The organism is Sphingobacterium sp. MAE, assembly GCF_056711605.1.
On the sequence record NZ_CM160044.1, the window covers coordinates 1,384,037 to 1,410,961 of the forward strand.

Here is a 26,925-nt window from a genome sequence, read left to right on the forward strand (position 1 = left end):
CAACCGCTTATAGCAGGTGACGAAATTTCAATTCCAAGATGGTGCGATTAAAGGACTAATTTAAGAACTGTGCTCAATCCTCCACCTGTAATTTCAATTCCAAGATGGTGCGATTAAAGGAATTTTTATTTAACTCTAATTCACGAGTACGACTAAATTTCAATTCCAAGATGGTGCGATTAAAGGGTATGGAAACGAAACAAACAGTATTTAAAAAAGTAAATTTCAATTCCAAGATGGTGCGATTAAAGGGGCTTTTATTGAGGCTAAAGAGACTTTATTCCCAAATTTCAATTCCAAGATGGTGCGATTAAAGGCTCGATGCCACCGAATGAAAGCAAGAAAGCCTTGCCATTTCAATTCCAAGATGGTGCGATTAAAGGCTGAAAAGAAACAGTATAGGTACTTAGACCTGAATTATTTCAATTCCAAGATGGTGCGATTAAAGGTTTGGTTGTCTTAAATAAATTAATATGAAAATAAATTATTTCAATTCCAAGATGGTGCGATTAAAGGGACACGTTGCCCTTAGATTGTTCAATATTCTGAGGATTTCAATTCCAAGATGGTGCGATTAAAGGCTATGTTGACATAAATACTATGACCGACTTATACGAGATTTCAATTCCAAGATGGTGCGATTAAAGGTTTGCTGTATTCGTATTTATACTTCCCCATATTCTCATTTCAATTCCAAGATGGTGCGATTAAAGGTGTCCGCGAACTCCAAACCTTTAGCCAAGGTATCCATATTTCAATTCCAAGATGGTGCGATTAAAGGGTACTTCGATACTGTATCGATCATTTCAGCAATAATATTTCAATTCCAAGATGGTGCGATTAAAGGTTTGAGCTAACTCAGCCTCTTTTTCAATTCTCTTTATTTCAATTCCAAGATGGTGCGATTAAAGGTAACAAAGTCAACAGGAGCAGAGGCAATTGGAAACAATTTCAATTCCAAGATGGTGCGATTAAAGGCAGGATAATCCTGCCAATCTTTTCTGAATACGAAGATTTCAATTCCAAGATGGTGCGATTAAAGGCAAAGAACAAAATCAATTTAAAAAATCTGCAAAAGAATTTCAATTCCAAGATGGTGCGATTAAAGGTATTAAATATTAATTATTTACCCAACGCAAATAATTCATTTCAATTCCAAGATGGTGCGATTAAAGGAGGAACTATTGACACTTTAAAAAGCCGCTCGAATGAATTTCAATTCCAAGATGGTGCGATTAAAGGAATCTATTCCTAACCGTTTCTATTATGCTGCTCCAGCATTTCAATTCCAAGATGGTGCGATTAAAGGATCCTGCTTAACCTGGAATTAGTCATACCGAATTTAATTTCAATTCCAAGATGGTGCGATTAAAGGAGGAATAACATTGAACAGAGTGATCATATTCGTAGATTTCAATTCCAAGATGGTGCGATTAAAGGGGTATCATGGCGCGAACTTCAGTGTAAAAACAATTCCATTTCAATTCCAAGATGGTGCGATTAAAGGAAGGCAACGGCCAAACGATTAGGCATCGCGATCACAATTTCAATTCCAAGATGGTGCGATTAAAGGTTCGGATAACGATATCGGCTAACTCAATTTCTGCCATATTTCAATTCCAAGATGGTGCGATTAAAGGTTATATACCCCCCCGGTTCGTTTAGTTGACAGTCCTATTTCAATTCCAAGATGGTGCGATTAAAGGTCCTTGCGACCGTTATCGTCTTTGGTTTCCCATCCATTTCAATTCCAAGATGGTGCGATTAAAGGGAGGACATTTTAAATATGCTTCCAACGGCAATCCAGAATTTCAATTCCAAGATGGTGCGATTAAAGGCGTCGTTATCGAAACGCCGTTTTTACGAGGTGATATATTTCAATTCCAAGATGGTGCGATTAAAGGTTTGAGGATTTACGGACCTAGGCAAGTTCCCTATTCTATTTCAATTCCAAGATGGTGCGATTAAAGGTACGTATACCATCAATGAAAGTATATTTAGAACTTCATTTCAATTCCAAGATGGTGCGATTAAAGGGGTCTTGAAGGGGAAAAATCGAAACTATTTTTTGAAATTTCAATTCCAAGATGGTGCGATTAAAGGAAATCATAAGTAGACCTGTAAAGCCCAGTAAGTTCACATTTCAATTCCAAGATGGTGCGATTAAAGGCACAAGGAGATACGAGCAATGAAACTATCCATGCTGATTTCAATTCCAAGATGGTGCGATTAAAGGCCTGATGCGCCTTTAACTCTATCACCAAATACCCATATTTCAATTCCAAGATGGTGCGATTAAAGGATTAGAAACAAATAACGGTAAACGAGATTTTCAATAATTTCAATTCCAAGATGGTGCGATTAAAGGTTGAGGAAGAAACATCCGATATAAGAGGGGTTAAAATATTTCAATTCCAAGATGGTGCGATTAAAGGTCTTTTGTAATCTACCAATTGTTTTTTCTTGTTAAATTTCAATTCCAAGATGGTGCGATTAAAGGACTCAAACCCATAACGCTGCAATTCCTTAACCAAGTTATTTCAATTCCAAGATGGTGCGATTAAAGGCAAGGAAGTGATGATACATCCAAGTTTTGGCAGATTAATTTCAATTCCAAGATGGTGCGATTAAAGGCATTTTATAAAGGCTTTGGCATGCCATTGAATCCACGATTTCAATTCCAAGATGGTGCGATTAAAGGTTATTGTCCCGACCCTGAATTTGATTACTATTCACATTTCAATTCCAAGATGGTGCGATTAAAGGAAAAATCTTTTGCGAATTATTAACCGTTGATGATCAATTTCAATTCCAAGATGGTGCGATTAAAGGTTATAAGGTTTATATCTGAATTTACGTGCTTTGTCAATTTCAATTCCAAGATGGTGCGATTAAAGGCCGTATAATACGACATACAAATGTAGTTTTTAAAGGCGAGAAAACCAATGTATCAACCTCTTATTCTTTGTGAAAATTAGTCGATGCACAATAGTAAGATTTACCCCTATAAGCGACAACCCTCTTTAATTCTTGTTAAAGGGTAATTTAGAAGTATTTTAGTAATTAACATGTCAAAGATCTTTCTTTCGTCGTCCTCATCGACGACATGTAGATGATTTATAGGAAGGTAGTTAATTCATTTTTTTCTTTTCCGAGAACTTCTTTTTCCATCCATTTTTCCTGTCGACTTTTAAAAAGTATAATGCTATCTTCATCTAAAATCATTATTTCTTTTGCCTTGAATAGAAGCTCTTTCAATTTAACTTCAGTAATTTCTCCTTCGAAAACAGAATTCTGAATCCAATTGAGGTAGCGTCTACAAAGTTTGAGCATTTTGCCAACGCGCTTTTCACCCATATCATAAACTAATATGACATACATATTACCATCTTGCTTTAAAAGGTTTATATTCTTCCATACCTAAAATATGTTTAGTCAGTTTATAACATTCTAGTTTTATCAGATGTTTATAACTCACATTTCTTTTTAGTACTGGATGTTTAAAGGTTTCATTTATTCTTTCTTCCCAGATGCGAACAAAGGTCTTACGTCCAGACTCCTTCAGCACACAGCTGTTGATTTGATGGTCAAAATCTTTAGCCTGCAGCTCTTTTTTGTTGAGTAATCTGAAAATAATACGATCCACCAGTAGCGGTTTAAAAATCTCTGCCACATCGAGAGCTAGTGAATATCGTCTGTATCCAGGTTCGTGAAGGAAGCTTATCGTTGGATTGAGTTGTGTATGATAAATTTGGCTTAGACACAAAGTATAACAAAGCATATTGCCAAATGAAATCAAAGCATTGATTTCATTTTTAGGCGGTCTTTTGCTACGGTTGTCCATTTGAAAATCCGAAGTTATGATCGAGTCAAAAGTCGAGTAATACGTTTGTCTGATATTACCTTCAATTCCCATTAACTCATCAATAGCAGAAGTATCGGCTATTAAATTACCAAAGGTTTCTATTACTTCTAGCGTAGGAGCGAGGTTTGGTCTGTCCCGATTGATATAGTATCGTAAGTTTTTACCCATATTGAATGCTGCTCCTGAAACGAATTTCCTAGCAATTTCCATACGCTTCTTTTTATCTATATATCGCTTGGTTTGTTCAATTTGCATTTTTCCAGCTAGGAGATATTCTTTTGGAGCAAAAGAGCCTGTATAATGTTCATAATAATCGAAAAAGTGAACAGCAATGCCAGCCTTGCCAAGAAAATTGTACAGGGCACTATTAGCATCTAAGCTTCCAAAGCAAAATAAATCAGAGACACCTTCTACAGGAATATACTTAGGAGTTCCTTCTATACCATCTTCATCTACAGGTATAAATTTTAGGGTATTATCTTTCCGGCTCATTCGGCCTGGATTAAACAAATAGTAAGTTTTTTTCATTCTTAGAGTCCTCTGTATTATATTTATCGCAATTTTCGTATATGACGGCTACTTGGGTGTAGGAGCCAAAACCTTTTGGTGAGAATTGGTAAAGATGATAGTCCTGCCATCCGAAAGCTTCTTGTGTAACTTCATCTATCCTGTCAAATGTAAAATGCTTGGTACTAATAATCTTCGCCATACAGGAGGTTTAACAATTCCATTGATCTAGATTTTTAATTGTAATACGATATTTTTATATTTTACTTCATTTATCTATTTCTTCCTCTATATAACAGAATTCGTAGTAACTACACTTCTTACAAATGTTCAATTTAACTAGGGGAGGACTAGACTCTAGAGCGATAATTTCACTAGCTTCTTTTTCCCATTGTTTTCCTAATGCTTCGATTTCATCATCCCAGTGTACAGTATCTCGTTGTTTAAGTTTAGGATATTCCAATATTGCACTAGGTTCATGAACACCATTTCGTGAAAGTACATACATGTAGTATTTTACCTGAGCCAGATGAGCTCGTTCCACTTTGTTGGACTTCTTAACCTCGTGTATAATACTGTTTTTTGCATCGTAGAAGTCAATCTTGATCCCATCTATTGCTAGTTCAGTATACTTTCTTGAACGATCTAGGTAGGTGGTATCAGCAATTAGCTTTCCTTCAGCTACTGTTTCAGAAGTATGTTCCATCTGGATGCCGTTGGCAAAAAGCCAGAGTTTGCGATGGCAGGTGTGGAGGTAGGCGATATGGGTTCCAGTGATTGGCATAAAGAAACATATTATAAGAATTGGTCATCAGCTTTATTTAATCTTTTAAAATATCCGATTGTTGAGTTGTAATCTAAATTATTAGCAACTAAAACATCTCCAAATTTTCGGGTTTTAGAAATTTCAGCTTCGTATCTGTAAACTTGTACAAATAGTTGGTTTGCTTCTAAATATCGTTGTTGTTCAATCAATGATTCATATTCATTAACGAGATTTAAGCAAAGAACTTCTATTTTTTGACTTCCTTTATCTAAAATATCTTCTACCCAATCTCTCCATTGGCCAGCAATCCAATCTTCTTCGAATTGATTGATGATGGAATTATTAAGACCAATTTCAAAATCCTTTTGTTGTGTATCATTATACCCTTCTTTGTAAACACTATTGCAAATATTTATTAAATCGTCTTCTCCTAGTTCTTGGCTATTTATGGATACTAACTGTCCCCATGTTTTCGCCAGAACCTCATTGTTATAAAAGTAAGATGTGTTTCCGATCGATTTTTCAAATACATAAACGGGTACAGTATGATTTTTGATGTTAGAATTACGGTCTACGGGATTTATTCTCTTTTTCCCACCTCTATTAATTCGCCCAAATCTTTGAATTAAAGCATCAATAGGAGCATTTTCAATGAAAGCAATATCGTAATCGATATCAAGACTAACCTCTACCGCTTGCGTAGCGATTAACAACTGCGGACGATTACTTGTATCCTCATCTGTAATTGACTTTTCAATAATCGTTCTATCTCTTTTGTTGAATCCACTGTGCAAAAGTTGGACTGTACCCTCAAATTGAATTTCTTTAAACAGTTTTTGAGCTGTTTTTACATTATTAACGATTATTAAGATAGAGTTTCCTGATCTCAGATATGAGTTCACCAATTCAATTTTCATATCTATTGACGTATTTTTAAAACAATACAATTGGTGCCTTTTTCTCTCTAATATAGCTCTATCCTCTACTAAGCTTTTATCCGGACGTATTAATCTGTTATGATCACCGTCATAAATTTCATTAATAATGAGATTTAGCATAAAGTCAGGAATTGTAGCTGACATAAAGAAAAATTTGGCATTAAATAATCTTCTATACAGCTTAATTGTCGCCAACAGCATTCCCGTTAGTAAGGCATCATAAGTGTGGAACTCGTCAATTATAAACAATGCATTTCTGTAATCAAACAGAGCCATCTCCCAACCTTTTCCTTTTAACGATGTTTTTAAAATTTGGTGAAGCGTGGCTACTTTTACAGGAAAGAAAAGTTCTTTTGAAAGTGATTTCTTATTTCTAGCTTCTAATTCAATTTTTCGATAATCTTTTATTTCATTATTGTATTCTTCTGAAATTTGATCGTATAAAAAATCCAATGTTTTTGAATGCAAGGCTGTTACAACTCCTTTGTTGTAATGTTTTTGTAGGCGACTCACCATTGCATTTATACTAGCCGTATAAGGAAGTAAATAAAATATTCTTGAATTTTCTGTCTGATTCGCATAAATCCAGTTCAGTGCTGCTTCGGTTTTCCCAGAACCAGTAGGAGCATGTAAAATGATATCCGTGTGCACATGTTGTAATCTTTCTTGGAATGGTCGAAAAGGAAGGAACTCAGCATTTTTATAAGGTTGAAAATCTTGTAAACTAAGGCGCTTATAAGTAGGTATATCATCTTCTTTTCTTGCAGAACCTAAATGGTCAGCAGCCATTAGCAAAGCTCTGCATAAAGAGAATTGTTTTCTTTTGTCTAAATCTAGAATTGCCTTCTTTTGGTATTTTGCATTTAAAAACATTTTTACATGTTTGGGAAGCTCTTTTATGGAATCTTGATCTATGCTTTCAATATTTATGTCAAATAGACTTAACCATGTTGTCACATTTTCTCTTTCAAAAATAGTCGTGTCGGATACAAACCATTTTTCAATATAGTCACTTATTTGGTATTGTGACAGGGTTCCTTTTCCGTGTTGATCTACAACACCTTTGTGATGTGTTGCTATTGCAAATAGCTCATCATCTTCTAATTTTAGATAATTAATGCAAAATAGAAGCGATACCAATTCATGCCGTATATCACCCTGTTGCAATCCTTTTAATCTGTTTACGAATTCATTGTGAATTTTACCTAGATCGTGTAAAACAGCAATTTTGATCAGTTTGTCATACCAAAATTCTCTATCATCATCATTCAATGGAAGAGAATTCAGTAGATTTTTCCCAGCAGTGATGACATGTCGGGTATGCATTTCTAGTGTGGTTATACCATCACTTTTAGCAAAAAACTGATCAAAATAATTGCTATTCATTGTCAAATCTATGCAGATAAAACGCAACTGATTTATCTGTCTTTGTTTTGTATATATTTTTAAAAGCGACTTCTGTATTATTATCGTGTGGTATTGATATAAATACTTTTGAAGCGATCGCTGTTCGCCCTTCACCTACATCTTCGTTCTCAAGATAAGATTCTGCTAATTGTACCAATTGTCCCCCTATTTGCATGCCTGCTATAAATGGTAGCAAAGAACCTCCTAAATCTCCTCGATCAACATGTTCTACTTCTATTATTGCTACACTGTCAATTTTTAATATATCCTGCGAACGTCCTAGCGATGGTGTTCCGATTGGATTTTCAAAAAAATCTTTCCAATCGAGTCTGTCAACCCAAATGGACAAATGAGGAGAGGTGTGAAATTCTCTAGTATAGGCATCACTACCTTTACTATGTTGTTTAACTTTCCGTCCATCGTATTCTAGTCGTTGTCTAGTTTCGAGGTCATGAGCAGTTGTTTCATATGCATATTTGAACCCAAAATTTACTTCTTCAGCTAAAACATTTCGACCGAGACAACACCCAATTATGCCCAGTACTAAAGAGTAACTTGGAGTATGCATGCAAACCGAATTACCAGAAAGAATAAAGGGGAGGCGGGGTGTAGCAGTCCATCCTGAAAACTTTACCTCCAATAATTTACCCATTTGCCAAATAATTTTTGTTGAATTGTTTGACAACTTCAATAGGTGAAGCTAAAACAAATCCCTCTTTTAACACCTCATTAATTTCTTCCTCATTTTGTAAATAACCTTTTCTAAAGCCGATATAGATTGGTGTAGCGAGTTTGCTTTTGTAGTCCTCTGCCAGTTCAATTAACAACGCGACATTTAGAATAGGTTTTTCACCAGTTCCTATAAAAAGGTTATTAAAAATTGGATTGGCTGATTCTAAACCTGCAAGTATTAACACTTTTGGAGATACATCAGCACCAAAAGCAGCTTGTTTTGCACCTCCTCTTAAATAAGCTAAACCGTTCAATAACCCAGAAGCATTATTATTACGGTTTTCAATTGCATTTTTCAATTCATATCTTTTGAATTTTCCTCCTAAGCTAGATTGATTCAACTTGTTTTCATGTTTTTCTACTAGATCAGAAGCCAACTCCTGCTTACTGCCCAAGTTATCATAAACACCTAGTCGATAATATTCCAGATTGAAAAAACCTTCCAAATGAGCAGAGTAGAATTTTGTAGAATACGGAAGGGGAGTGCCTTCTTTCAAATGAACAAAAGCTTCGTCGGTATTGATGGTACGCATATTCTTAATTCCTTTCAAAATCGAGGATTTAAAAGGAGATGTCCGCTGAATACTTTCTTCTCCTTTTGCACCGGCTTTCATGTATCCGAATAAGTCATCTTCAGGGAATTCAATTGGATTTAATTCTGTCGCTATTTTATTAGTAGTTCCTTTTTCTGATCCATCCCCAACAGCTCTCAGCTCACTTGGATTCCATTTGTTTTCCTCATTTGTCGTATCACGGAGCCATCTTCTCCAAGCTTGAGCTGATACATAAGGTACATCTTCCAATCGGTTATTTACTTTTTCTTTATAGGTCTTTGGTATTACACGATTTTTATCCTCTTGTACGCCTAGACCAGCACCATTTAGAAAAGTAGCTGTTGCATCTATAAGTAATGCGCCTGTAATGTTGTTTAATTTTGTCATAATTTATTTTGATATTTTAATTTTCTAATAATTGATTTTTCAATGGTTTTAGTGCAGCTTGTTTCAGTAAGAACTTAATAGTAAGTAAACAGATATTCTGGTTATTGTTTCCAATTGGATTAGTCATTAAATCCTCTATTATCCATTTATCTACTTTGTTATTTTGAGTTTCAGTAATATATTTATTGGTGTTAAAAATAGCTTCTCTCAATAGACCGTAGAAATTATTATTTTCTTTGATTAGACTTTCTATAGTTTTTAGAAACTTATTGTACGGGAGCTTTCCTGTTTCTAGGTTCTTGTATTTTGCATAGTAGTAGTTTTGATAGTCCTTAGTAAACGCATCAATTCTATTCATCCAATTTACAAACAGAGATTCATTGGGCATTTGGTTATTAAAATATGAATACTGAAAATTTTGCTGTTGCGGTTGAGAGAAGAAAATTCTCAATAGTTCGCTCAACCCATACTTTCTATATTTAAAGTCTTTATCGTAAAATATCTCTACGACTTCATTGAAGTCTAGCTCGGTATTGTCCAAGGCATCAAAAATAATACGGTTGTATCCGACTTTATTGCTCTCATTTGGATTAGTGAGATTGGATTTTATAGTATTTGCTTTTGGGTCGTGCTGAATTAGATTTATAATCCATTTACAAGCATTCAATACTTTTGTGTTTGATTCATCAATTTCAGGAATTCCATCGCTTTGAATTTTCTTTTGTGTATAGTAATGAACTAGTTTTTGGATGCGATAAAAATTACTTTTTATTGGTAATTCATCCTTATTGTCTAAAATTTCCACATGATGCATTAAGCTCCATTCATTTTGCTCAGTAGCCTTAATATATACCTTGTACATTTCAATTTTGTATTCTGGATTATTCCAAGCGTCTGTTTTTTCCAACAGTTTTTCAAATGATTTTGATTTATATCTGCTTATCAAATTTGCAGAATATTTAGCCATTGGTATTACCGAGTCTCGACCGTTTATTCTATAATATGACTCTAAAAACTCAGGAGAAACTCCATCATATGTTACTGCTTTTTTTCCACTTCCAAATACGTTTGGATACAGTAAATACCAATCAATACTACCTTCCAATGCTTCAAGGAAACTATAAGAGGTTTCCTTTTTTGTTAAAATAGATTTTAACTCATTCCCAATTTTTGGGTTACTATATAGTATTTGTAGTTTTTTAATTAACGAGTTGGGAACTCGATCAATCTCACAACTTGCTCCTGTGCCTGAATTGGAAAAACTCCACATATTAAGATCGGAGTATGTTTCTTCATACTCTTCTTTTTGTTTCAGTATCTCTAATACTTTAATTAAATAGTTCCCTTTTGCAAAATCTTTTATATTTTCGACAGACTCTTTAACAGAAACTGCCTGAATTCTTTCCGATAAAATTTTTGTATGGTCTGCAATCATTTGTCTTGATAGCTCAAAGTTAGAAGAGTCGAACAACAAAACTCCACCTTTGTAAAGGAGTGACGATAGCGGTAAAAATTGAAGAATTGCAATACATATAGGATGGATTTGAATAGCAAATTTAGCTTGTGGTAAAGCCTGGGCATCCGATCCTAAACCACCTATTAATGGAAACCACGTTCTACTAATGTTAGTGTCCTTTTTTAAGATTTCTTTTTCCCCTATTCCTTCTTCCTTTAAAGCTAGTTTATAAAGCTCACTAAAGGTTTTGTTGAATTTTAAGCCAGATATTTCACAAATCTTAGAACCATCTGATTCGAAGTTTGATACTATTGTTTTAAACAGGGATTCATATACCTTATCTCCATTTGTTTTGTCATTATGCAGCGGACCATTCTTGGTAAATAGCATCGTATAGCTTTTAAGACGCTTATTAATACTCCTTAAATCGACATCAGTATAAATCCGAGTTAAGACATCTGGATTTATTTCTGAGACGTTGTTTAATTTAGCAAGTGCTTCAATAGTCATCAATGCATTGTTGAGAATGGCATTGCCAGTGTAGGTATGGAATATGGTCATAATCTATTCAATATAGTCTTGTCCTTTAAATCTATTATCTATTTATCTTTTCAGCCATCTCCACATACCCCAATCCCATACTATTTTCTCTGCCGATTCCAGAATTTAGTAAAAGCTCCACAAATCGACGTTCCGCAGTTACTTTTAAACCAAAGTTCCACCATCCTTTAATTTTTGTTTCTTCTGCTGCATCTGCCTTTATTGTGATTAATCTTGATTTAGCAGATTTTACGAATGATATAGTTTCCAATAGAAGTAAGGCTTCTGAAGCTGTTTGTTCATGATAACAGGTGGCGATTTTGCTTCGCCAATTGTAAATTAGAGATTCTATGAATCTGGGATCAGATGGAGCAAGGTATTCGGATATTCCACTTTCTCTAGGCATACTAGCAACTATAGGGGATAGCGGTTTTATTGATATATTTATTAATTCATTCTCTATATAATCTGTTAGCTGATTTGGCAATGACTCCACGGATTTAACATTAAAACTTACCTTTGACTTATGATCGGCAATATCCAATGTTTCCGATTGGAATAATCCTTTAACAAAGTTTTCCATTGTTTCAGGTAGATGGAAGGAGACATAGAATGAAAGTTCAGGATTTAAGAGTCTTAAACGATCATTCTCTATTTTAAATGGGCAGCTAATCTGTGAGAAACAAAATAATTTGAATCCTTTTCCATAACCAGACTCATGTAAGAAGTTAGCATACTCACGATCACCCTTTGCAATAATCTTGTAAATAGCACTAGACAATGGATACTGATAATTAATCGGTATTATAGTTGAATTACTTTTCGATAATAGCGTTATTTTAAATTGCATTTTACGGTTAATATTGGTTATGAATTACATTGTTAAAAGCAAACAAGATCTTGACTATCGCTTTATCGAAGTTAAGATTATTTCTAGAATATAAGATTACGGTAAACCGTATAGGTATTCATTTTTTTATCTATTTTCAGTTTGATCTTCGTAATTTCAGATCGAGGATATCATTATTTTGGAACCCATGGATTGACATCACATATTTCTATATCATCTTTATCGCTCAATAAGTCGAAGCCTTTATGATTTGTAAAATCAAAGCTCTGAGTTTTTAAAGACCTATAAATACATGTTCTTAAAATGACCAACTTCCCTAATTCATATGGTGAATAACTATATCTAACATATAGTTCAATACAGAGATTGGACTAGAAGTTAGTCGCTAGTTTTAAATTGTAATTCCCAAAGTAATAGCTCCCAACAAGACCAACAAATCATCTATAGATAATGAAAGCAATTCACAGCGCGTTACCCTTGGGGGAAATTTAGGGGGTGGCTGTTTTAAATATGGTTAAGCCGCTTAAAATTAAAATCTTAAGCGGCTTAAAGAAACTAATCCCTACTTTCAGAATGACCTATCCATTCACTATTGCACTCGCCGTTTGCAAGCCTGATGTGCATATATTCGCCACCACTAGTACTCCAATGGAGACAGCTTTCACCTCTGGATCTTTCACATTGACAGCTACGGCATAAGAAAGCCTGCTGATATATGAAGTCATATTGCTTGTTTCATTAATGATCGCGACACTGCGTGTAGCACTTTCTTTTTCCTGGGCTAGTTCGTAAAAATGCCAACATGAGCAGAACAGAGCCGGAAGTATAAGTATGCTGTTTACAATAGCTCCCGTAGCACGCCCATCACCAGCAGCCAGTTTATTCATTATTCCCGGAGAGGCTTTGAATTTTGATTGTGCAGGACCGCTGAAAACTATTTTGGAAAGAATACTAGTCACGGTAGTCCCCGTGTTAATCCATGAAACCACTTTGTTTTTAATCGGCATTTTAGGAACTAATGTACTGCTAATTCCAACTGATCCGGCGCCCAAAACACCTAATACAGCAGAGAAAGTACCAAATGGATTTTCTCCTGTTGGGGCAGCCGCTTCAAAAGGAACAATAAATATGGACATCAGCGAAAAGAAACCTGCAAACATATTTCCAACGGTAGAAATTACCTTTGAGTTTTCTGGTGATATAGTCAAACTGTTACTTTTCATTTCCCTAAAAAGACCAGCATCGACATAAAAAATTTGATTGGGATTTACGGATAAGGATACGGCAGTACTTTCAACTTTCAGATCTTTCTGATGCGTATACAACACAATTTTTGGCGGGTTGAAAGCTTTTTCTACTTCTTCGAAAGTAGAAGCTTTGATTAAAAAGTTTGTAAATTCATCTTGTGGAAAAGGTACTGCACCTTTGGCCATTTTGTATACTACAGTTACCGGCACTGCACCTATATAGCAGAGCAGATCTAACATAGAGACTTTGGGCACACCAAAATATTCGAGGATATCGCTTACCACTGGGATATAGATTGGTGTATCTAGTATCTCTAAAGCCGATTCCAGCATTTTTATAAAAATGTCAAAAAGGACGTCAAATATATTTTGTGTGGTTTCCAGGACACCAGAGCCAATGATAGCGACTACTCTTTTCAGGATTTCCTCAAGGGTCATGTTTTGATACTCGGAGACAAGTTGATCGATTTGATCGAGTACGGCATCGAAGATCACACCTTCCTTTTTAAGGGTGTCGAACAGTAAATCGATAATCGACTGATTGTCCATGTTGAGTTTGCCAACGAGTGGATCTGCCTTAATATGACTGACATTGTTTTGGAAATGAGATAGTAGAAGATCTGCAGGAGCTGAATCTCCCTTTGCTGGCTGCGAACTCGCGTCTGCTGGCAAAGTTGCCGCAGCACCCAAGCCTTTCCAGTCTGTAATGCCTCCCCATTCATTGCATATTTTTACCAGCTTTTTCATCTCGCCGTCAAAAGCAGTTTTCAATTCGCCTACCTGATCGATCTGACGTCTAAGGTAGAGTTTACTAAGATTTTTGAATACTTCCTTTGTGCGGGTAATGTCTTTCCACTGGAACAGGAATTCGAGATATTTGAGCAGATCTTTTATAGCTGTTTTGATGATGTCATAGATCCAACGTACCGCACCGACAACTTTTTCAACACAATTAAGCACACCTTGGTAAATTTTATTGCCAATTTGGACGACAAAATGCCACACACCTGTTACCACATTCTTTACGATATTGGCAACATATTTTACTCCACTTGCCAGCCACCTGAACAGGTCCCCGACTTCAGATACGATGGTGTCACCTATTCCCTCAAGATAAACGGTATTGCCATATGCCATATTCATGAGCAGCCCACCCGATCTATGACTAAAATTTTCGGACACCTCCTTGTAGGCCTGAGATAAGCTGCTGTTCGCTATTGCTACTTGGTTCAAACTATTATTATCGACATCTGCACTTACCAGTTTTCTAGTTTGTCCGTCAGGATTCACAATGACTGCATCTCGCAGTTTACTGGAGCTATTTAAAGAGGCTATTTTTTCAAATGGCTTATTCATGGGGTTGATGACAACGGAAGTGCCTGCATCGTCCGAAACCATAATTTGAAGCCCTGTAATATCTTGAATCTCTTCGACAACTGTGATCACGCCCGCATCATCAGTACGGATAGCAATCGGATCTGGCGTAATCACATAATAAAGATTGTTGATAAGCACTGGCATTCGGCTATTCGAACTGATATTTAAGACTGTGTCAGATAGTACTTTATCGTTGTTGTCCGTTAGTTGTATACGTGTAGTATAAGAACTATAGTGCTCCGCTTTTGATTCAACTGGTATTTCTAACGTTATTTTCTGAAATGACCAGATGCTGGTCTCTGGCGACTGTTCCGCTTTTATCAATTGATTTCCAGCCACAGCAAAAAATACATTGGATGAATCAACAATATTCAATAAGGGTGAAAGTTGCTCTACACCTGTTAGTATGGGTACTGGAAAGGTCCAATAGTTGGCCTCGGCTATATTTTGTTTGAGACAAGAGGTGTAAAATATTTGATTGGCCCGGTTTTTACCCCATATCACATATTTCTCCTGGTCACAAAAGGCAAATACATCTTTTACACCATCAAACAGATCACTCTTCATCAAAGGAATTCCAGCGTCTCCATCCTGTTGCTTATCAGCGGCAAAATAGTAGAGTGTTTTTTCACCTATGACAAATAAATCGGTCAGATTGCCATTTACATTCACTGCAGCCAGTGCGCTTGCTTGCGATGGAACCTGTAAACGTGTAATGGTCGTTGGAGCTTTTCGGTCGAAGGGATTATACAGCGGCGCATACAATAACTCCGTAGTGCCATTGATCGATCCGAGCGTATAGATACCATCTACCCGGTCACGATCTTTACGACCCAAAGTGCTGCTAATGCCTGGATTGAGATCACCCCCCATCGAAAGGTTATTCCAATATCTGCCACTCAATTTTTTGGGATCAATATAATACCGTTCGAGAAAGTCAGCAGGTGGATCAAAGGTAGATCTTGATATATCTACAACAATATATTCCTCATTTTTTGTTTGTGCTATGTATAGGTTTTTAACATCCAGCTTAATACTGGTATGTTTAGGATCGTCATAGGGGATTAATTCCCACTGAAAAGTAAGGTCGTTAAGTGCCTTTAAATTGGAGCTATTATTTAATGATACATACAGGTAGTCAGTATCATCCACGGATATAGCAAGTACAACATCAAATTTTCTGCTGGTGAAATTTTGGGATACCGCAAATGTTTTGGCAACTACTTTTTTTCCACCGTGATTTTTGCTCAGCAGGCTACTGAGATCATCCTGTTTCCAGCCGCTTGTCGTACCCGATGTCTGTTGGGTAAGATAAAATACCTGATCAGTACCTATCGAAAAAAGAAGAGAATAGCCCTCGTCCGTTTGAAGTGCTTCAAACTTTTTCTGTGGCGCAACTGATTTTGCCTGTTTAAAATTTACCATTAATTCCGTAGAATAATTTATTTTTTTTTGTGGCATAGCATTAATTTTTATATTATTCTTGTTTATAATCTTGTTTTGCAATCATTAAGAATGTTGTCGTAAATCAATGGCGTATATGGACCAATGGTAATAGAATTGTCAAAGCCATTTAAATTATTACTTCTTTTTAATGTTGTTTATAGTCTAGGTATGAAGCCTAGTTATGTTCTATTTCTGCAATGAGTGAAGACAATTGCGGTATTTTATGAACCAATAATTTTTCTAGGCTATCGGCGCGTTCAAGAAGGATCTCAGGTTCACTTTTTACTAAGGCAAGCATTTGAGCGATCACTTTACGGTCGGTTTTAGGAGAAATGTACAAAACGTTGGTTACAAGATCTTGATGTTCAGAGAACTGAGCGTTCATAAATGCGTATGTTCTTGCGCCCGGGAATGTCCAGCCGCTCGAACTGTTGAGCATCTGTTGAATTCTGCCCGCATCTGTTGCAAGGAAACCCTCAAGCCATCCTTTAACGGAGTTTTTCACTGTGTCAACCATATCATCTATAGCGCCCAAAGTCAAAAATTTAGTCCACCAGCTCGGATCTACAGCCTCAGAATGATCGGTGATTTTGGGGCCATTCGTTGATACGGTAATACGACCGTAGGCATCAACACCAAGCGTATAGAGTGTTGTAGATGACTTTTTTGCAAAATTACCTTCCGTCACACCGCCGCAGACATTGATGTGCATCCACATCGTTGTCGTGGTTTCAATACGAATGCTTGTGCCCTCTAGGTACACATCAGATTGTACATTATATTTCGCTTCAAAATTCCCCCATGCTGCACAATACCAGGCGTTATCATCGTCAAATGCTCTTTTATTATAGGAATAGGTCAGTACATGCGCCCCGCCTTGATTTACTAATTTGTACGTTTGAGGAGTTTCTTCCGCCTCATAGCCCCAGCGTATACCACATTCTATACAGTTGATGTGGAAATTGGTGGTAGGCTTTCTCGCAATGGTACCAAGCCCCTGCGACAGCAAATGGTGTAGGTAAGTGATAAAGGTATTTCTATTCACCGCCATGACACCGGCATACTGAGATACCTGATCTTTTTCTACCCAGTTCCAGCTAAACTGTACAGGCGCTGGCAATGGTCTTCCTTTTGACATAATGAGGTAGTTCAGCGTATACCCATTGTAATCAGGAGTAGCTTTACCCGACGAATCTTTATAGGAAGAGATCATAAAATTCATATCAGTTGGGATGATGGATACATTTTTAGGGAATTCTTCTTTTGATACCACGCTATACCCGAGCATGATGCCACCATCTTTACTGATCTGAGCGACGTAGGTGTTGATGAATATCTGGTTGAGGTATACATAGGCTATACTATTTTTATCAAGTCCTTTTATCGTAACACTGTCTGAAAGGTTTGCTGCATTGAGATCCAGAAAAAGCTGCTGTACGCTGAACATATCGATCCCCAGATTTTTAATTTCATTTTGTGTCTCTTTTGGTAGATTACTAAAATGATTGTTGATATTGTCTGTGCGCAAGTCGAGATCTATCGTAAACGAGAATACCCATGGATCCGTTGCATCTTGTTGATTGAGATTGATCCAGGTCGCAGGACCATATAGTCCGGGCTGTATGACCACAATTTTGAACGTCTTCGCAACCATATTATAGGTCACATACGAACCTTCTTTGTTAAATTCGATGACAGGCGGGATCTTTTCTAGCGGAAAATCCGGAAGCCCAAGTTCGGTGTAAAAGGCAAACATAAACCGCTCTTCCAGCAACTTGACTAAATGAGGATCTGTCATTGGCGTGTTTTCAGGTATTGTGAAGGGATCAAAACCGAGTTTGGCTACTAATTCGTCATAATTTGTCAGGGCGGGCCCTCCACTTCCGTTATTTGCGGAAGGATCATAAATATAAGCCTGAATAAACGGCTTGCCACTGTACTTGGATAACCACTCCTTCATGGTGGCATTGACTGAAGTTTGTGTAGTCGCGACTACCATGTCATACCCATATTTTGGGTTTGACAAATCTGAATTTTTTGCACTCATAATATAATTGATTTAAATTAAATGGATCTATGAAATGACGCTCTACTAAATGGCTGAGCCTTTTAAAACGGCGTGGTTATCAGGTTAAAAAGGTGTACTATTCTATTTTTGATATTTAACTGTTCTTACCCAATTTTTTTCAGGTTCGTTTACTCTTGCAGATGCTTGAAGATTAGCTGTTAGCTCGTTTTGGGCAGATGAATCATCATTTACAGTATATTTTAAAGGTTCGGTTGATGGACCAATTTGGGAATGACTGATGTAATCCCAATTTGCAGAAATATGGATATACTGTTGTGTTATACGGTCTATTACATCTTGATTTAAAGCTTGGATACTTTTTTTGTTAATCAGCAATTCATTCTTTTCTTGAAGTGCTGTAAAAAAGTCTCTTAAGTCCGCAGGCAAACGATATAGTTCAAAAAATGCTTCTTTATTAAAAGGACAGCCAAATTGCACAGCAGTATCGAGCATCAATAATGCATATGCCCACTGTAGTTCTGCTTGTACATCTGTACGTTTTGATATCGCATAGCTAAATCCTGGAGTGGGATAATTGTAGTATGAGATATTTTTGTTGTCAATCAATTTCTCCCACAGTTTGTTCTTTTGTAGACTGGCAACTTCTTCTCTTGAACCTTTTTCGGTATATGTACAAGTGATTGACGTTTGTTCAATGAGATGGTTCAAATAACCACCACCGATATCGGCATGGCACCCCGGTACATAGAGTTCAAAGAAATTTTTATTCACGAGGAAGCCCCCGCCGGTTTTGTCGGCATTTTCACTCGTCTTTTTATCAAAGATCGATGTAAAAGGAAAGTTTTTACGACATTCATGCATCGCCCTGAGGTGATAGACGCAATTGGCGTTTAGATCCGATGTTGAGGTATCAAATTTTCCTTGCAAAAAGGACTCTACCGTGTCATACAGTCCAATGAAATTCAATACCACGCCTTTAAGCGACTTTTGGGATTTGCTTAATGAAGAACTTATTTTGTTATAAACATCTGATCTGACTTTGGTCAGTTGATTGGCAAAGTGCCGAGCCAAGGCTGCTCCTCGCGAGAAGCCAAATATATTAAATTCAAGCACGATCTCCTTTTCATACGTATTATAGTTAAACAATTGTGTTAGTTCTTGATGTATACCTTCAAGTGCAAAACTAATTTTACTACTTCCGCCATAATATCTTGACCAATCTCCTGTTGCTTGGTTCCAGTACGAATCTTCCTGATAGGTAAGTGTGCCAATGCCTTCGACATAAACGGCCAACATATTTGTATTGTCAAAACTTTCATGGCGATAGTTATTGTATAATCGAAAGATGTTTGATGGAGAAGCGTGATAACTGCCCTCATCAATTGGATTTATAGCGGTGCTATTGTATCCGTTATTTCCTGTACCGTCAAAAAATAACCCGACTTTTATCGTCGAAAAATTTTCTTTTGTATTCATATTTATTAAAGATTTATAAGTGTTCATATCATCCAGCTCATCTATCCAGTTGATTATTGAGTATATCAAAATTAGCGAGCGGAGCTGAAGGGTTTTAGGAAGGAATTACCTAAAATCTAGGACAGGTAATATTACCTACCATACCTTTTTGGGGTGGGTACGGTAGACGTATAATAAAGAGTTGCGAGTTAGTAAAAGTTGATTTCGTTTAGATTGATCATGCCTTTTTGAATACCAAAAATGACTAATCCAGCTATGTTTTTTGTCCCCGTTTTAGAAAATAGATTGTTTTTGTGGCCTTCAACAGTGCGAGGAGCGATAAATAAGATTTCAGCAATTTCTTTTGCTGTCTTTTGTTGGGCTATCAATTTTAGTATTTCTATTTCACGTTCGGTCATGCCATGAGTTGAAAAGTCTGGCGCAGTGGTGGCATGAGCTACCTGATTTCGAAGGACATCTATTTGAGCGGGCAAAAGATAAAATCCATGTTCGCGGACACCTTTTATGACGCGCAGTAAAATAGCTAATGAAATTCCTTTGGGTACGAATGCAGCCACCCCGTGTTGGATCATATAGCTGAGGTGATTATCTTGGTAATGGGATGATATGATAATGACGGTTATACACGGATATGTTTCCTTTATTATTTTGAGCATATCTACTCCATTGATTTCCGGCATTTTAAGATCTAACAAAAGAATATCCGGGCGCATATTCTCTTGAGTAAGTAAGTCTAGAGCTTCTTTACTTTTGGTGTTAGAAAAAGTAACATCAAATAAATCTTGCTCCTGCAGAAATCTATGCATCAGCTCTATTAATAAATAATCGTCGTCTATTATGGCTAATCTTGTACGCATCTTGGAATATATATTAATGTTTTAAAGCCTTTGCCCTGGGTATAAATTTTACTGGTTCCCTTCAGTTGCATCACTCTATACTGAATACTCTGTAGACCTAATCCGGGATTATTTTGAACGACTAGTCCTTGACCATTATCGGTATACCGCAATAGAATATTTCGCTCAATCCGAATCCTAATATTGACTACCGAGGCTTGAGCATGTTTAATCGTATTGGTCAGTAATTCTTGTATAATACGAATAATATGCAATTTTTGTTCTTCAGATAGCATGATTTCAGACCGCATATCCGAATGATAAGAAATAGCAATAGCTGTTTGATAAGGCTGTATGCAGCTTTGAACGAGTTGATCTATAGCAGAATCTTTTAGCAGCGGTGGGTAAAGCTGATGTGACAGGCTTCTTGATTCAATAATACAGTCTTCTAACAGACTGTCAACTTCTATTGGAGCTAAATTCATTTGTAGACTATACCTTATGGCCGTCATTTTTCCAATTATACCATCATGTAATTCGGATGCGAATCGCTTTCGTTCTGATTCGATACTTTGCAGTGTAGCATCATGTAGTGCTATTTTATATTGGAGTTCGGCTTTTTGACGTGCTAATTTATTTTTATAACGTTGATGGATTGTTAATGTAAATATATAGATGACAATTGCTATCAGGACGAATATAAAAATGACGGATATTAAAATCCAATTCGAGATTGTTTCTTGTTTTTGCCATAATTCATTAGATGTTTCCATAGGTATAAATAAAATATCAATAACAAAATAATCTTGAATATCCATAATGAAATATTAATCGCTACAGAGACGTTGATAATATAGTTTATAGGCAAGTAGAGTATAAAATTCAAACTATAGTACAGCAGTAAAATTCCATTTAACTGGAGCAATTCTTTATCTCTAGTATATTCCGAATAGATTTTTTTATAATATAATAAACTACTGACTACAATGTATAATGAACTGACACTACGGGTATAAGTTTGATAATCTGTTAAACGATTGGTTTGGAATAATAGCATATCTAAACAGAGATAGGCCAAAGCAAAAATAGTGAGAATGTTTCCGAGCAGATGGTTTGTTGATGACAATATTTTATAATAAAAAATATAAAATATGATAACTTCTATGATCGCAAAGATGGATATAAATTCTAAATTTTGTGCAAAGGCGAAGGACCAAAAACGACTTAGGAGGTCTACAGATAAAGAGATCAGTAGGAAGATATAAATTACCTTCTGGTAAGGTTTTAATAGTTTGTAATATTTGGCTATCGAATAGCACATTAAGCTCAGAAGAAGGGGCACAAGCCATGTACCCCAATCCAATAATTTAATCAACATTGAAATGATTTAGTCGTTCAATATCTCATCTATCAAGTAAAAATTTTCAGTACTTGGTGGAAATGGCGGAACCAATCTGATGGTATCATAGGATATATTTGATTCCTTCATGTTGTGCATATCTATATTTCTAATAATCAGATCGATCTCATATTCCAACGGACGGGTATCTTTCGCTTTTTTGATGGCAAAATAAGCTCTATTTACTTTCGTCCGTAAATCATCAGTTGGAATTGTAAAGCAACGTACCACATTGGTTTTCTCGGAGAAACTGCCCTTCAAATATGATTTTGGAGATTTTTGCCATCTTTTTATTCTTTTCATGGCTTTCTTATCGCTAATTTCCGCCTGCAGTTGTTCTGAAATTCCAAATACTACAGGATTAGCTACACAAATATGTTTTTCGATATGGGGTAGTGTCTTCTTTGAATCAAAAGTATCCGTGATAATAAAGAGTTTGACGTCTTTAAGATCTTCAGAAATGCCCAGATAAGCATGTACATACTCCGAGTTGCCCCCCAGAAGCTGCTCCGCATCAAATTCAAAATATTGAAATTTTTCTAATTTTTTAACCAATCCCTTAATTCCTTTTTGTAGCAAATATTGGTTCCAATTTCTTATGTATGATTTTACTTCTTGAAGATCCATAGGTTATAGAAATATTATTTATTACAAGTATAAATAAAAAAAACAGGAGGATCAAGTTTTTAATAAAAACATATAAGCCTTCTAAATAATTAAAAAATAGTGATATTTATAGGCAATGTAAGTCTATTATGTTATCAGATATTTCTCATAAAAAGAGTGATTTTCCGCTAATTTTCGATGTCAAATAAGGCCTAATAATAGATTGTGTATGTATCGATCAGAAAATCTTTTTCCAAAAGAAATTTTACTTTTTCACAAATTGTCATCAATAGCTTTTCTGTCGGTTAGTATGCTACTCCAGTTCTAATTCTTTCGATCGTAATAAACTTGCTATAGCGTACAGCTTCACAAGCCATTTTTTAGGCAGACTTGTTTACAAAAAATATTTAACCAATCGACCTCGGCGCTTAGTATACTCAAATCAAAAATATCCAAAAATGATTCACCTACTTATTTCCACCATTCGCCGAGTTTTTAGTTGGTTTAATCTAATTGCCATAGGGTAGGGGCGATTTACACCCTACTTTTGAATCAACAACTAAAATAAAAAACTAACAATATAACATAAAGACAATATGAAAACTTTAGCAAAAACATTCGCAGCAGCAGCCTTGATCGCAGTATCTACATTCACTATGGCGGCAGCAAAACCAGTAGGCGACCACTCTAAGAAAGCAGCTGTCAACTTATCCACAGCAGATCTCGCCATTGACCATTATGTAGCCGTGATGACCGAAGGAGAGTCAGCAGGAGTAGAGCAGTTGTTCGCATCCGGTTTCAGTCAAAAAGTACAGGCAGCAACAGATAAAACCAACAGCCGCGGAGAAGTTATTTCATTACTGAAAAAACAAAAAGGTGAGCATTTGAACTGTAAAACAAGCACCACCATCGTTGAGCAGTCAAGTGACTATATGATTGCAAAAGTAATCCTTCAGTTTGAAGGTTTTACCAAGATCGATTTAGTTACTTTGGTCAATGACGGTGGTAACTGGAAAGTATCTCAATCCATTAACTCTTATCAATAATTTACTGTTTAATTCATATGTTTAGTAAGGGCCACGTCGTGAGATGTGGCTTTTCTATTTCCTGTTCTATCTGACAGGATAAGTAGGAAACTCATGTTTTTAAAATCAAAGGACAAATATTTTCTGGGTTATTGTATCTAATCAAATATAGGTTCTGAAAACGATCAACTTCCCTATATTATATGATGTAATTTTATCTATGGATGTCTATTTATCCTTGATAGAAAACTTGTCCTTTTTAATTCATTTGAACTTTCTGAATGGTTACGTATGTGAAATCATGTATAAATTAAATTCAAAATATAGGTCAATATAATGATTGGTAAGATAAGAGAATCTCTAATTTTAAGTAGCAATTCAAAACGAAGGCATCGAGCTACTGATTCAGAAAATATTAATTTTTAGTCGTAAAAATTTTAAGATTAAATAAAAATGCTCCCAAAAAATTTATAGCTTTTTGGGAGCATGGCATATGCAGCTTTAGTGTTAGGTTCGAAAACTAAAAAACTTTAAGTAGTAATATCTTAATTATTTAGAACTTTTAATAGTGTAATATGATTTAACCATTGGAAAAACTATTTGATTATTCACTATGAATTTTTGATTTGATACAATTACTAGCTGCTTCTCATTGTTTTCAAGATTTATACTTGTAGGTTTTGAATAAGTATAAACATGATTATCACCAGATAATCTTTGCGTTAGATTTATTAGTTTCTCTTTATTCTTATTAACTAGATCTCCATAAAACTGGTTTTGCACGATATTATAAGTGCTTATGTCATATTTCTTTTCATAAGATTCCTCAATAGTATGAATTAATAATTTATTGTCAATAATGGGTTCTGCCCATAAAATATTTATATAAGTAATGTCATCTATATCTTTTATTTGTACAACTGATCCCTTTAATTCTGGTATTTCTTTTATTAAATTTTCTGAAATACCATCCTTGTTAACATCATAATCTTGGTTTGTTACGATAGAATCTAGTAAATAAATGTTATCCCTCTTCAGAATTTCTTCATCACTTCCTACCTTTTTACATCCAATAAGGGCTAAAGATGATATTGCAACTAATAATATTTTCATATCTTATCTATATCTTGATTTCTTATGTATAGTAATATAAACAATCAAAATTAATATTTATAAACTGGAAGCATTAAAATTTCAAAATTATTATTTAAAATTGTGTTAAAATTTGATAGTGGATAAACATTTGTAGCCTTATAATTTTGACCGATTGGATTTCTTAATTATCAGAGCAATAATGGAGTAGGTAATCTTTGTCCATTAAAAAAGACTACAATGACAGAAGAAATATAATTATAATTAAGATCTGGGGATATATGTTCGATAACTATTTAAAACTGACGGAGAGCTGTTATATAGAAAGTAGCTGATATCACCTAAAAACCCTATCCCTAAAAACACTTCCAAAAATAATGTTGTGCAAGCAACTAACGTGTGATTTATCAGTCAAAATTCCTTCGGTAAATATTCACCTGCTACACGATAATTCCCCGAAGATGAGCCGAACAAAATTCGAGCAGGAGCAGTAGACCAGAATCCAGCGGACAAAATACTCACCTTTTCCTAACCAACTTCGCCCCATTTCCTAGGTCGCTTCGAGTGGGCTCCCAGTGGGCTTCGAGTGGGCTTCGACAGGGAGTGAGGGGACACTCGAAGCCGACTCGAAGGAGACTCAGGTGGAGGTAGAACAAGTCTAGAAGAAAGGTCGAAGAAAGGTCGAAGAAATGCAGAAAAACACCAAATTGTCTTATACTGAAATAGGTTTACATATACCGAACAGATTACTATATATATTTTACATCCTATTTCTTTCTACTGCATATGGTTGTCATTGTCTTTTTTCTTACTGTTATCAGTTGTCCGTTGCCTAGCCACTGTTTCCCTCATTTTGATGCGGAACTTTTTTGCATCCGGACTACGTCGCTGAAAGAGTCCAGGAACATTTTGGTTCTTCCATTCCTGATGTGCCTGCTGTGGAGACATCATGTTGCAGGCCATATGTGGCCTAAAATGATTGTATATGTTGACTGCTTTGACCAGCTGGTTAAGCGCAGTTTTGTAGTCTGGAAAAGTCTCGGCCATCCGATATTCGTTTTTTAGGATACCATTTAACCTTTCTGCCACAGCATTGTCGTATGGACTTCCGGATTGTGTCATGCTTATGGCAATACCGTTTTCTTGCAATATACTGATATAATTTGTGCTGCAATATTGGATACCTCGATCCGAATGGTGGGTCAGAATGTTCTGTGGGTAAATCCTATGCGCTATGGCCATCCGGAGCGCTGATATACAGGCCTGGGCTGTTGGTCTGTGGGTAAGTTTGTAGCCCACGATCTTTCTGGAATAGGCGTCTGTGATCAGGCACAGGTAGATCCATTTGTCCCGGATGCGTATGTAGGTGATGTCACTCACCCATATCTGTTCGGGATGCAGGGCTTGCCTACGTTGCACAAGATCGGGCCACTTTTTGAAACGGTGGTCTGATTGGGTCGTGATGGCATACCTGCGTTTGCACTTGACCAAAAGGTCATTCTCACGCAACAGCCTAAAGAAAGCGTCTCTTCCCAGCCCAATCATCGCGCTGCCCATTTCTTTGGTCAGTATGCTGCGAAGCTTAAGGGCACCCATGCGATGGGAGTCCTTCCGTATTTCTCGTACCCTGGCCAATACAAGTCCGCTGCGAACGGAATATTCCTGCTCTCTGCCCATATATTTATAATAGGACTGCCTAGTTCTGCCAAATAGTCCACAAAGTCTGGTGACCGAAATATTCTGGTAACACGACTTCATTTCTTGGACGATTTGGCCCCAGACTTTTTTACCAACCCAGCCCCATGGAGCTCCTCCGCTTTTTTGATCAGTATCTCCAGGGCGGTAATCTTGAGATTTGCCTCAAAAAGCTCATCCCTGAGCTCTTGTTCATTTTTTATCCCGGGATCTTCCGAATCTACAACCTGTGGAACTTCCAGATCTAGATTGCTTTCCCACTGCTGGTACCATTTCATAAAATAACGAGGAGTCGCTTCTCCCGGAAGATTGTATTTCTCTGCAAGTTGGGAATAACTAAACTTGCCTGTTAGGTACTCCCTGGAAACTAAGATCTTGAAGCTGTCGCTGTAAACTTGTTGTCCCCCTGATTTACGTTTTGTCATACGCTGTTTCATAATATTAAATTTAAGGTTTTAATATTCGGTTTTTGTAAACCTTTTTCAGGAAGGGACAAATTGGATTTTTCAGCGCAGTTTTTGGCAGCTACCATATCCATATCTGCTTTTAACCAGATTCGGACACTGTTTTACCGAAAGCCGTCTGTACACCGCTTCTGCACCTCCTATTTCCCGTCCCTGACCCGGGAAATGGACGGTGCAGGGACTTTGCAACTGCGGTGCAGGGACAAGAAAGTTTAAAACAAGGTACGAACA

General features: G+C 36.3%; 19 protein-coding genes and 1 CRISPR repeat array (1 of these 20 running past the window's edge). Of the genes, 1 reads left to right on the forward strand and 18 read right to left on the reverse strand.

Going from position 1 to position 26,925, the window contains the following annotated elements:
- A CRISPR array of direct repeats spans positions 1 to 2,898; the repeat unit is 30 nt; unit sequence ATTTCAATTCCAAGATGGTGCGATTAAAGG (it extends 6,109 nt beyond the left edge of the window).
- A gap of 219 nt (positions 2,899 to 3,117) precedes the next feature.
- The 15 genes from cas2 to AC06G9_RS05985 form a co-directional block, all read right to left on the reverse strand.
- Positions 3,118 to 3,381 carry a CRISPR-associated endonuclease Cas2 gene (cas2, locus tag AC06G9_RS05915; RefSeq protein ID WP_480957677.1) on the reverse strand — a complete coding sequence of 88 codons (264 nt, stop codon included), beginning with the start codon at positions 3,379 to 3,381 and terminating at the stop codon, positions 3,118 to 3,120.
- Between the two features lies 1 nt (position 3,382).
- Positions 3,383 to 4,357, reverse strand: a complete 975-nt coding sequence (gene cas1b / locus AC06G9_RS05920; protein WP_480957678.1) for a type I-B CRISPR-associated endonuclease Cas1b — start codon at positions 4,355 to 4,357, stop codon at positions 3,383 to 3,385.
- A gap of 10 nt (positions 4,358 to 4,367) precedes the next feature.
- A complete protein-coding gene (locus tag AC06G9_RS05925; protein ID WP_480957679.1) occupies positions 4,368 to 4,574 on the reverse strand; it encodes an IS1096 element passenger TnpR family protein in 207 nt (68 codons plus the stop codon).
- Positions 4,575 to 4,640: 66 nt separating this feature from the next.
- Positions 4,641 to 5,156: a CRISPR-associated protein Cas4 gene (locus tag AC06G9_RS05930; protein WP_480957680.1), complete on the reverse strand. Its 516-nt coding sequence runs from the start codon at positions 5,154 to 5,156 to the stop codon at positions 4,641 to 4,643.
- An 11-nt stretch (positions 5,157 to 5,167) separates the two neighbouring features.
- Positions 5,168 to 7,462, reverse strand: a complete 2,295-nt coding sequence (gene cas3 / locus AC06G9_RS05935; RefSeq protein WP_480957681.1) for a CRISPR-associated helicase Cas3' — start codon at positions 7,460 to 7,462, stop codon at positions 5,168 to 5,170.
- On the reverse strand, positions 7,455 to 8,135 hold the full coding sequence (locus tag AC06G9_RS05940; protein WP_480957682.1) for a Cas5 family CRISPR-associated protein: 681 nt from the start codon (positions 8,133 to 8,135) through the stop codon (positions 7,455 to 7,457). The genes cas3 and AC06G9_RS05940 overlap by 8 nt, the downstream gene beginning before the upstream one ends.
- Positions 8,128 to 9,156 (reverse strand): type I-B CRISPR-associated protein Cas7/Cst2/DevR, encoded by a 1,029-nt coding sequence (gene cas7i, locus AC06G9_RS05945; RefSeq protein WP_480957683.1) that lies wholly within the window; start codon positions 9,154 to 9,156, stop codon positions 8,128 to 8,130. Before cas7i ends, AC06G9_RS05940 begins: the two co-directional genes overlap by 8 nt.
- 16 nt (positions 9,157 to 9,172) lie before the next feature.
- Positions 9,173 to 11,122, reverse strand: a complete 1,950-nt coding sequence (locus AC06G9_RS05950; protein ID WP_480957684.1) for a hypothetical protein — start codon at positions 11,120 to 11,122, stop codon at positions 9,173 to 9,175.
- Between the two features lie 85 nt (positions 11,123 to 11,207).
- Positions 11,208 to 12,002, reverse strand: a complete 795-nt coding sequence (gene cas6 / locus AC06G9_RS05955; RefSeq protein WP_480957685.1) for a CRISPR-associated endoribonuclease Cas6 — start codon at positions 12,000 to 12,002, stop codon at positions 11,208 to 11,210.
- Between the two features lie 578 nt (positions 12,003 to 12,580).
- Positions 12,581 to 16,087 (reverse strand): hypothetical protein, encoded by a 3,507-nt coding sequence (locus tag AC06G9_RS05960; protein WP_480957686.1) that lies wholly within the window; start codon positions 16,085 to 16,087, stop codon positions 12,581 to 12,583.
- 160 nt (positions 16,088 to 16,247) lie between these two features.
- Complete coding sequence (locus AC06G9_RS05965; protein WP_480957687.1) at positions 16,248 to 18,119, reverse strand: hypothetical protein; 1,872 nt, start codon at positions 18,117 to 18,119, stop codon at positions 16,248 to 16,250.
- A gap of 102 nt (positions 18,120 to 18,221) precedes the next feature.
- Positions 18,222 to 19,577: a T6SS phospholipase effector Tle1-like catalytic domain-containing protein gene (locus AC06G9_RS05970; RefSeq protein WP_480957688.1), complete on the reverse strand. Its 1,356-nt coding sequence runs from the start codon at positions 19,575 to 19,577 to the stop codon at positions 18,222 to 18,224.
- Positions 19,578 to 19,765: 188 nt separating this feature from the next.
- Complete coding sequence (locus tag AC06G9_RS05975) at positions 19,766 to 20,434, reverse strand: response regulator transcription factor (RefSeq protein WP_480957689.1); 669 nt, start codon at positions 20,432 to 20,434, stop codon at positions 19,766 to 19,768.
- On the reverse strand, positions 20,419 to 21,231 hold the full coding sequence (locus tag AC06G9_RS05980; protein WP_480957690.1) for a sensor histidine kinase: 813 nt from the start codon (positions 21,229 to 21,231) through the stop codon (positions 20,419 to 20,421). Before AC06G9_RS05980 ends, AC06G9_RS05975 begins: the two co-directional genes overlap by 16 nt.
- A 569-nt stretch (positions 21,232 to 21,800) precedes the next feature.
- Entirely contained in the window at positions 21,801 to 22,439 is a 639-nt protein-coding gene (locus AC06G9_RS05985; protein WP_248754402.1) for a hypothetical protein, read from the reverse strand.
- A 575-nt stretch (positions 22,440 to 23,014) separates the two neighbouring features.
- Here AC06G9_RS05985 and AC06G9_RS05990 point away from each other — a divergent pair.
- Positions 23,015 to 23,464 carry a nuclear transport factor 2 family protein gene (locus AC06G9_RS05990; RefSeq protein ID WP_045756565.1) on the forward strand — a complete coding sequence of 150 codons (450 nt, stop codon included), beginning with the start codon at positions 23,015 to 23,017 and terminating at the stop codon, positions 23,462 to 23,464.
- Between the two features lie 528 nt (positions 23,465 to 23,992).
- Here the strand turns inward: AC06G9_RS05990 and AC06G9_RS05995 are convergent.
- The 3 genes from AC06G9_RS05995 to AC06G9_RS06005 all read right to left on the reverse strand — a co-directional run bounded on the left by AC06G9_RS05995 (position 23,993) and on the right by AC06G9_RS06005 (position 26,667).
- On the reverse strand, positions 23,993 to 24,556 hold the full coding sequence (locus tag AC06G9_RS05995; protein ID WP_480957691.1) for a hypothetical protein: 564 nt from the start codon (positions 24,554 to 24,556) through the stop codon (positions 23,993 to 23,995).
- 756 nt (positions 24,557 to 25,312) lie between these two features.
- A complete protein-coding gene (locus AC06G9_RS06000; protein ID WP_480957692.1) occupies positions 25,313 to 26,293 on the reverse strand; it encodes an IS3 family transposase in 981 nt (326 codons plus the stop codon).
- Positions 26,290 to 26,667: a transposase gene (locus tag AC06G9_RS06005; protein WP_480957453.1), complete on the reverse strand. Its 378-nt coding sequence runs from the start codon at positions 26,665 to 26,667 to the stop codon at positions 26,290 to 26,292. Before AC06G9_RS06005 ends, AC06G9_RS06000 begins: the two co-directional genes overlap by 4 nt.
- Positions 26,668 to 26,925: the final 258 nt, after the last annotated feature.

Bases quoted from the DNA above. Each gene is read 5' to 3' on its own strand.
- cas2 (WP_480957677.1), bottom strand. From the start codon at position 3,381: ATGTATGTCATATTAGTTTATGATATGGGTGAAAAGCGCGTTGGCAAA.
- cas1b (WP_480957678.1), bottom strand. From the start codon at position 4,357: ATGAGCCGGAAAGATAATACCCTAAAATTTATACCTGTAGATGAAGAT.
- AC06G9_RS05925 (WP_480957679.1), bottom strand. From the start codon at position 4,574: ATGGCGAAGATTATTAGTACCAAGCATTTTACATTTGACAGGATAGAT.
- AC06G9_RS05930 (WP_480957680.1), bottom strand. From the start codon at position 5,156: ATGCCAATCACTGGAACCCATATCGCCTACCTCCACACCTGCCATCGC.
- cas3 (WP_480957681.1), bottom strand. From the start codon at position 7,462: ATGAATAGCAATTATTTTGATCAGTTTTTTGCTAAAAGTGATGGTATA.
- AC06G9_RS05940 (WP_480957682.1), bottom strand. From the start codon at position 8,135: ATGGGTAAATTATTGGAGGTAAAGTTTTCAGGATGGACTGCTACACCC.
- cas7i (WP_480957683.1), bottom strand. From the start codon at position 9,156: ATGACAAAATTAAACAACATTACAGGCGCATTACTTATAGATGCAACA.
- AC06G9_RS05950 (WP_480957684.1), bottom strand. From the start codon at position 11,122: ATGACTATTGAAGCACTTGCTAAATTAAACAACGTCTCAGAAATAAAT.
- cas6 (WP_480957685.1), bottom strand. From the start codon at position 12,002: ATGCAATTTAAAATAACGCTATTATCGAAAAGTAATTCAACTATAATA.
- AC06G9_RS05960 (WP_480957686.1), bottom strand. From the start codon at position 16,087: ATGCCACAAAAAAAAATAAATTATTCTACGGAATTAATGGTAAATTTT.
- AC06G9_RS05965 (WP_480957687.1), bottom strand. From the start codon at position 18,119: ATGAGTGCAAAAAATTCAGATTTGTCAAACCCAAAATATGGGTATGAC.
- AC06G9_RS05970 (WP_480957688.1), bottom strand. From the start codon at position 19,577: ATGAATACAAAAGAAAATTTTTCGACGATAAAAGTCGGGTTATTTTTT.
- AC06G9_RS05975 (WP_480957689.1), bottom strand. From the start codon at position 20,434: ATGCGTACAAGATTAGCCATAATAGACGACGATTATTTATTAATAGAG.
- AC06G9_RS05980 (WP_480957690.1), bottom strand. From the start codon at position 21,231: ATGGATATTCAAGATTATTTTGTTATTGATATTTTATTTATACCTATG.
- AC06G9_RS05985 (WP_248754402.1), bottom strand. From the start codon at position 22,439: ATGGATCTTCAAGAAGTAAAATCATACATAAGAAATTGGAACCAATAT.
- AC06G9_RS05990 (WP_045756565.1), top strand. From the start codon at position 23,015: ATGAAAACTTTAGCAAAAACATTCGCAGCAGCAGCCTTGATCGCAGTA.
- AC06G9_RS05995 (WP_480957691.1), bottom strand. From the start codon at position 24,556: ATGAAAATATTATTAGTTGCAATATCATCTTTAGCCCTTATTGGATGT.
- AC06G9_RS06000 (WP_480957692.1), bottom strand. From the start codon at position 26,293: ATGAAGTCGTGTTACCAGAATATTTCGGTCACCAGACTTTGTGGACTA.
- AC06G9_RS06005 (WP_480957453.1), bottom strand. From the start codon at position 26,667: ATGAAACAGCGTATGACAAAACGTAAATCAGGGGGACAACAAGTTTAC.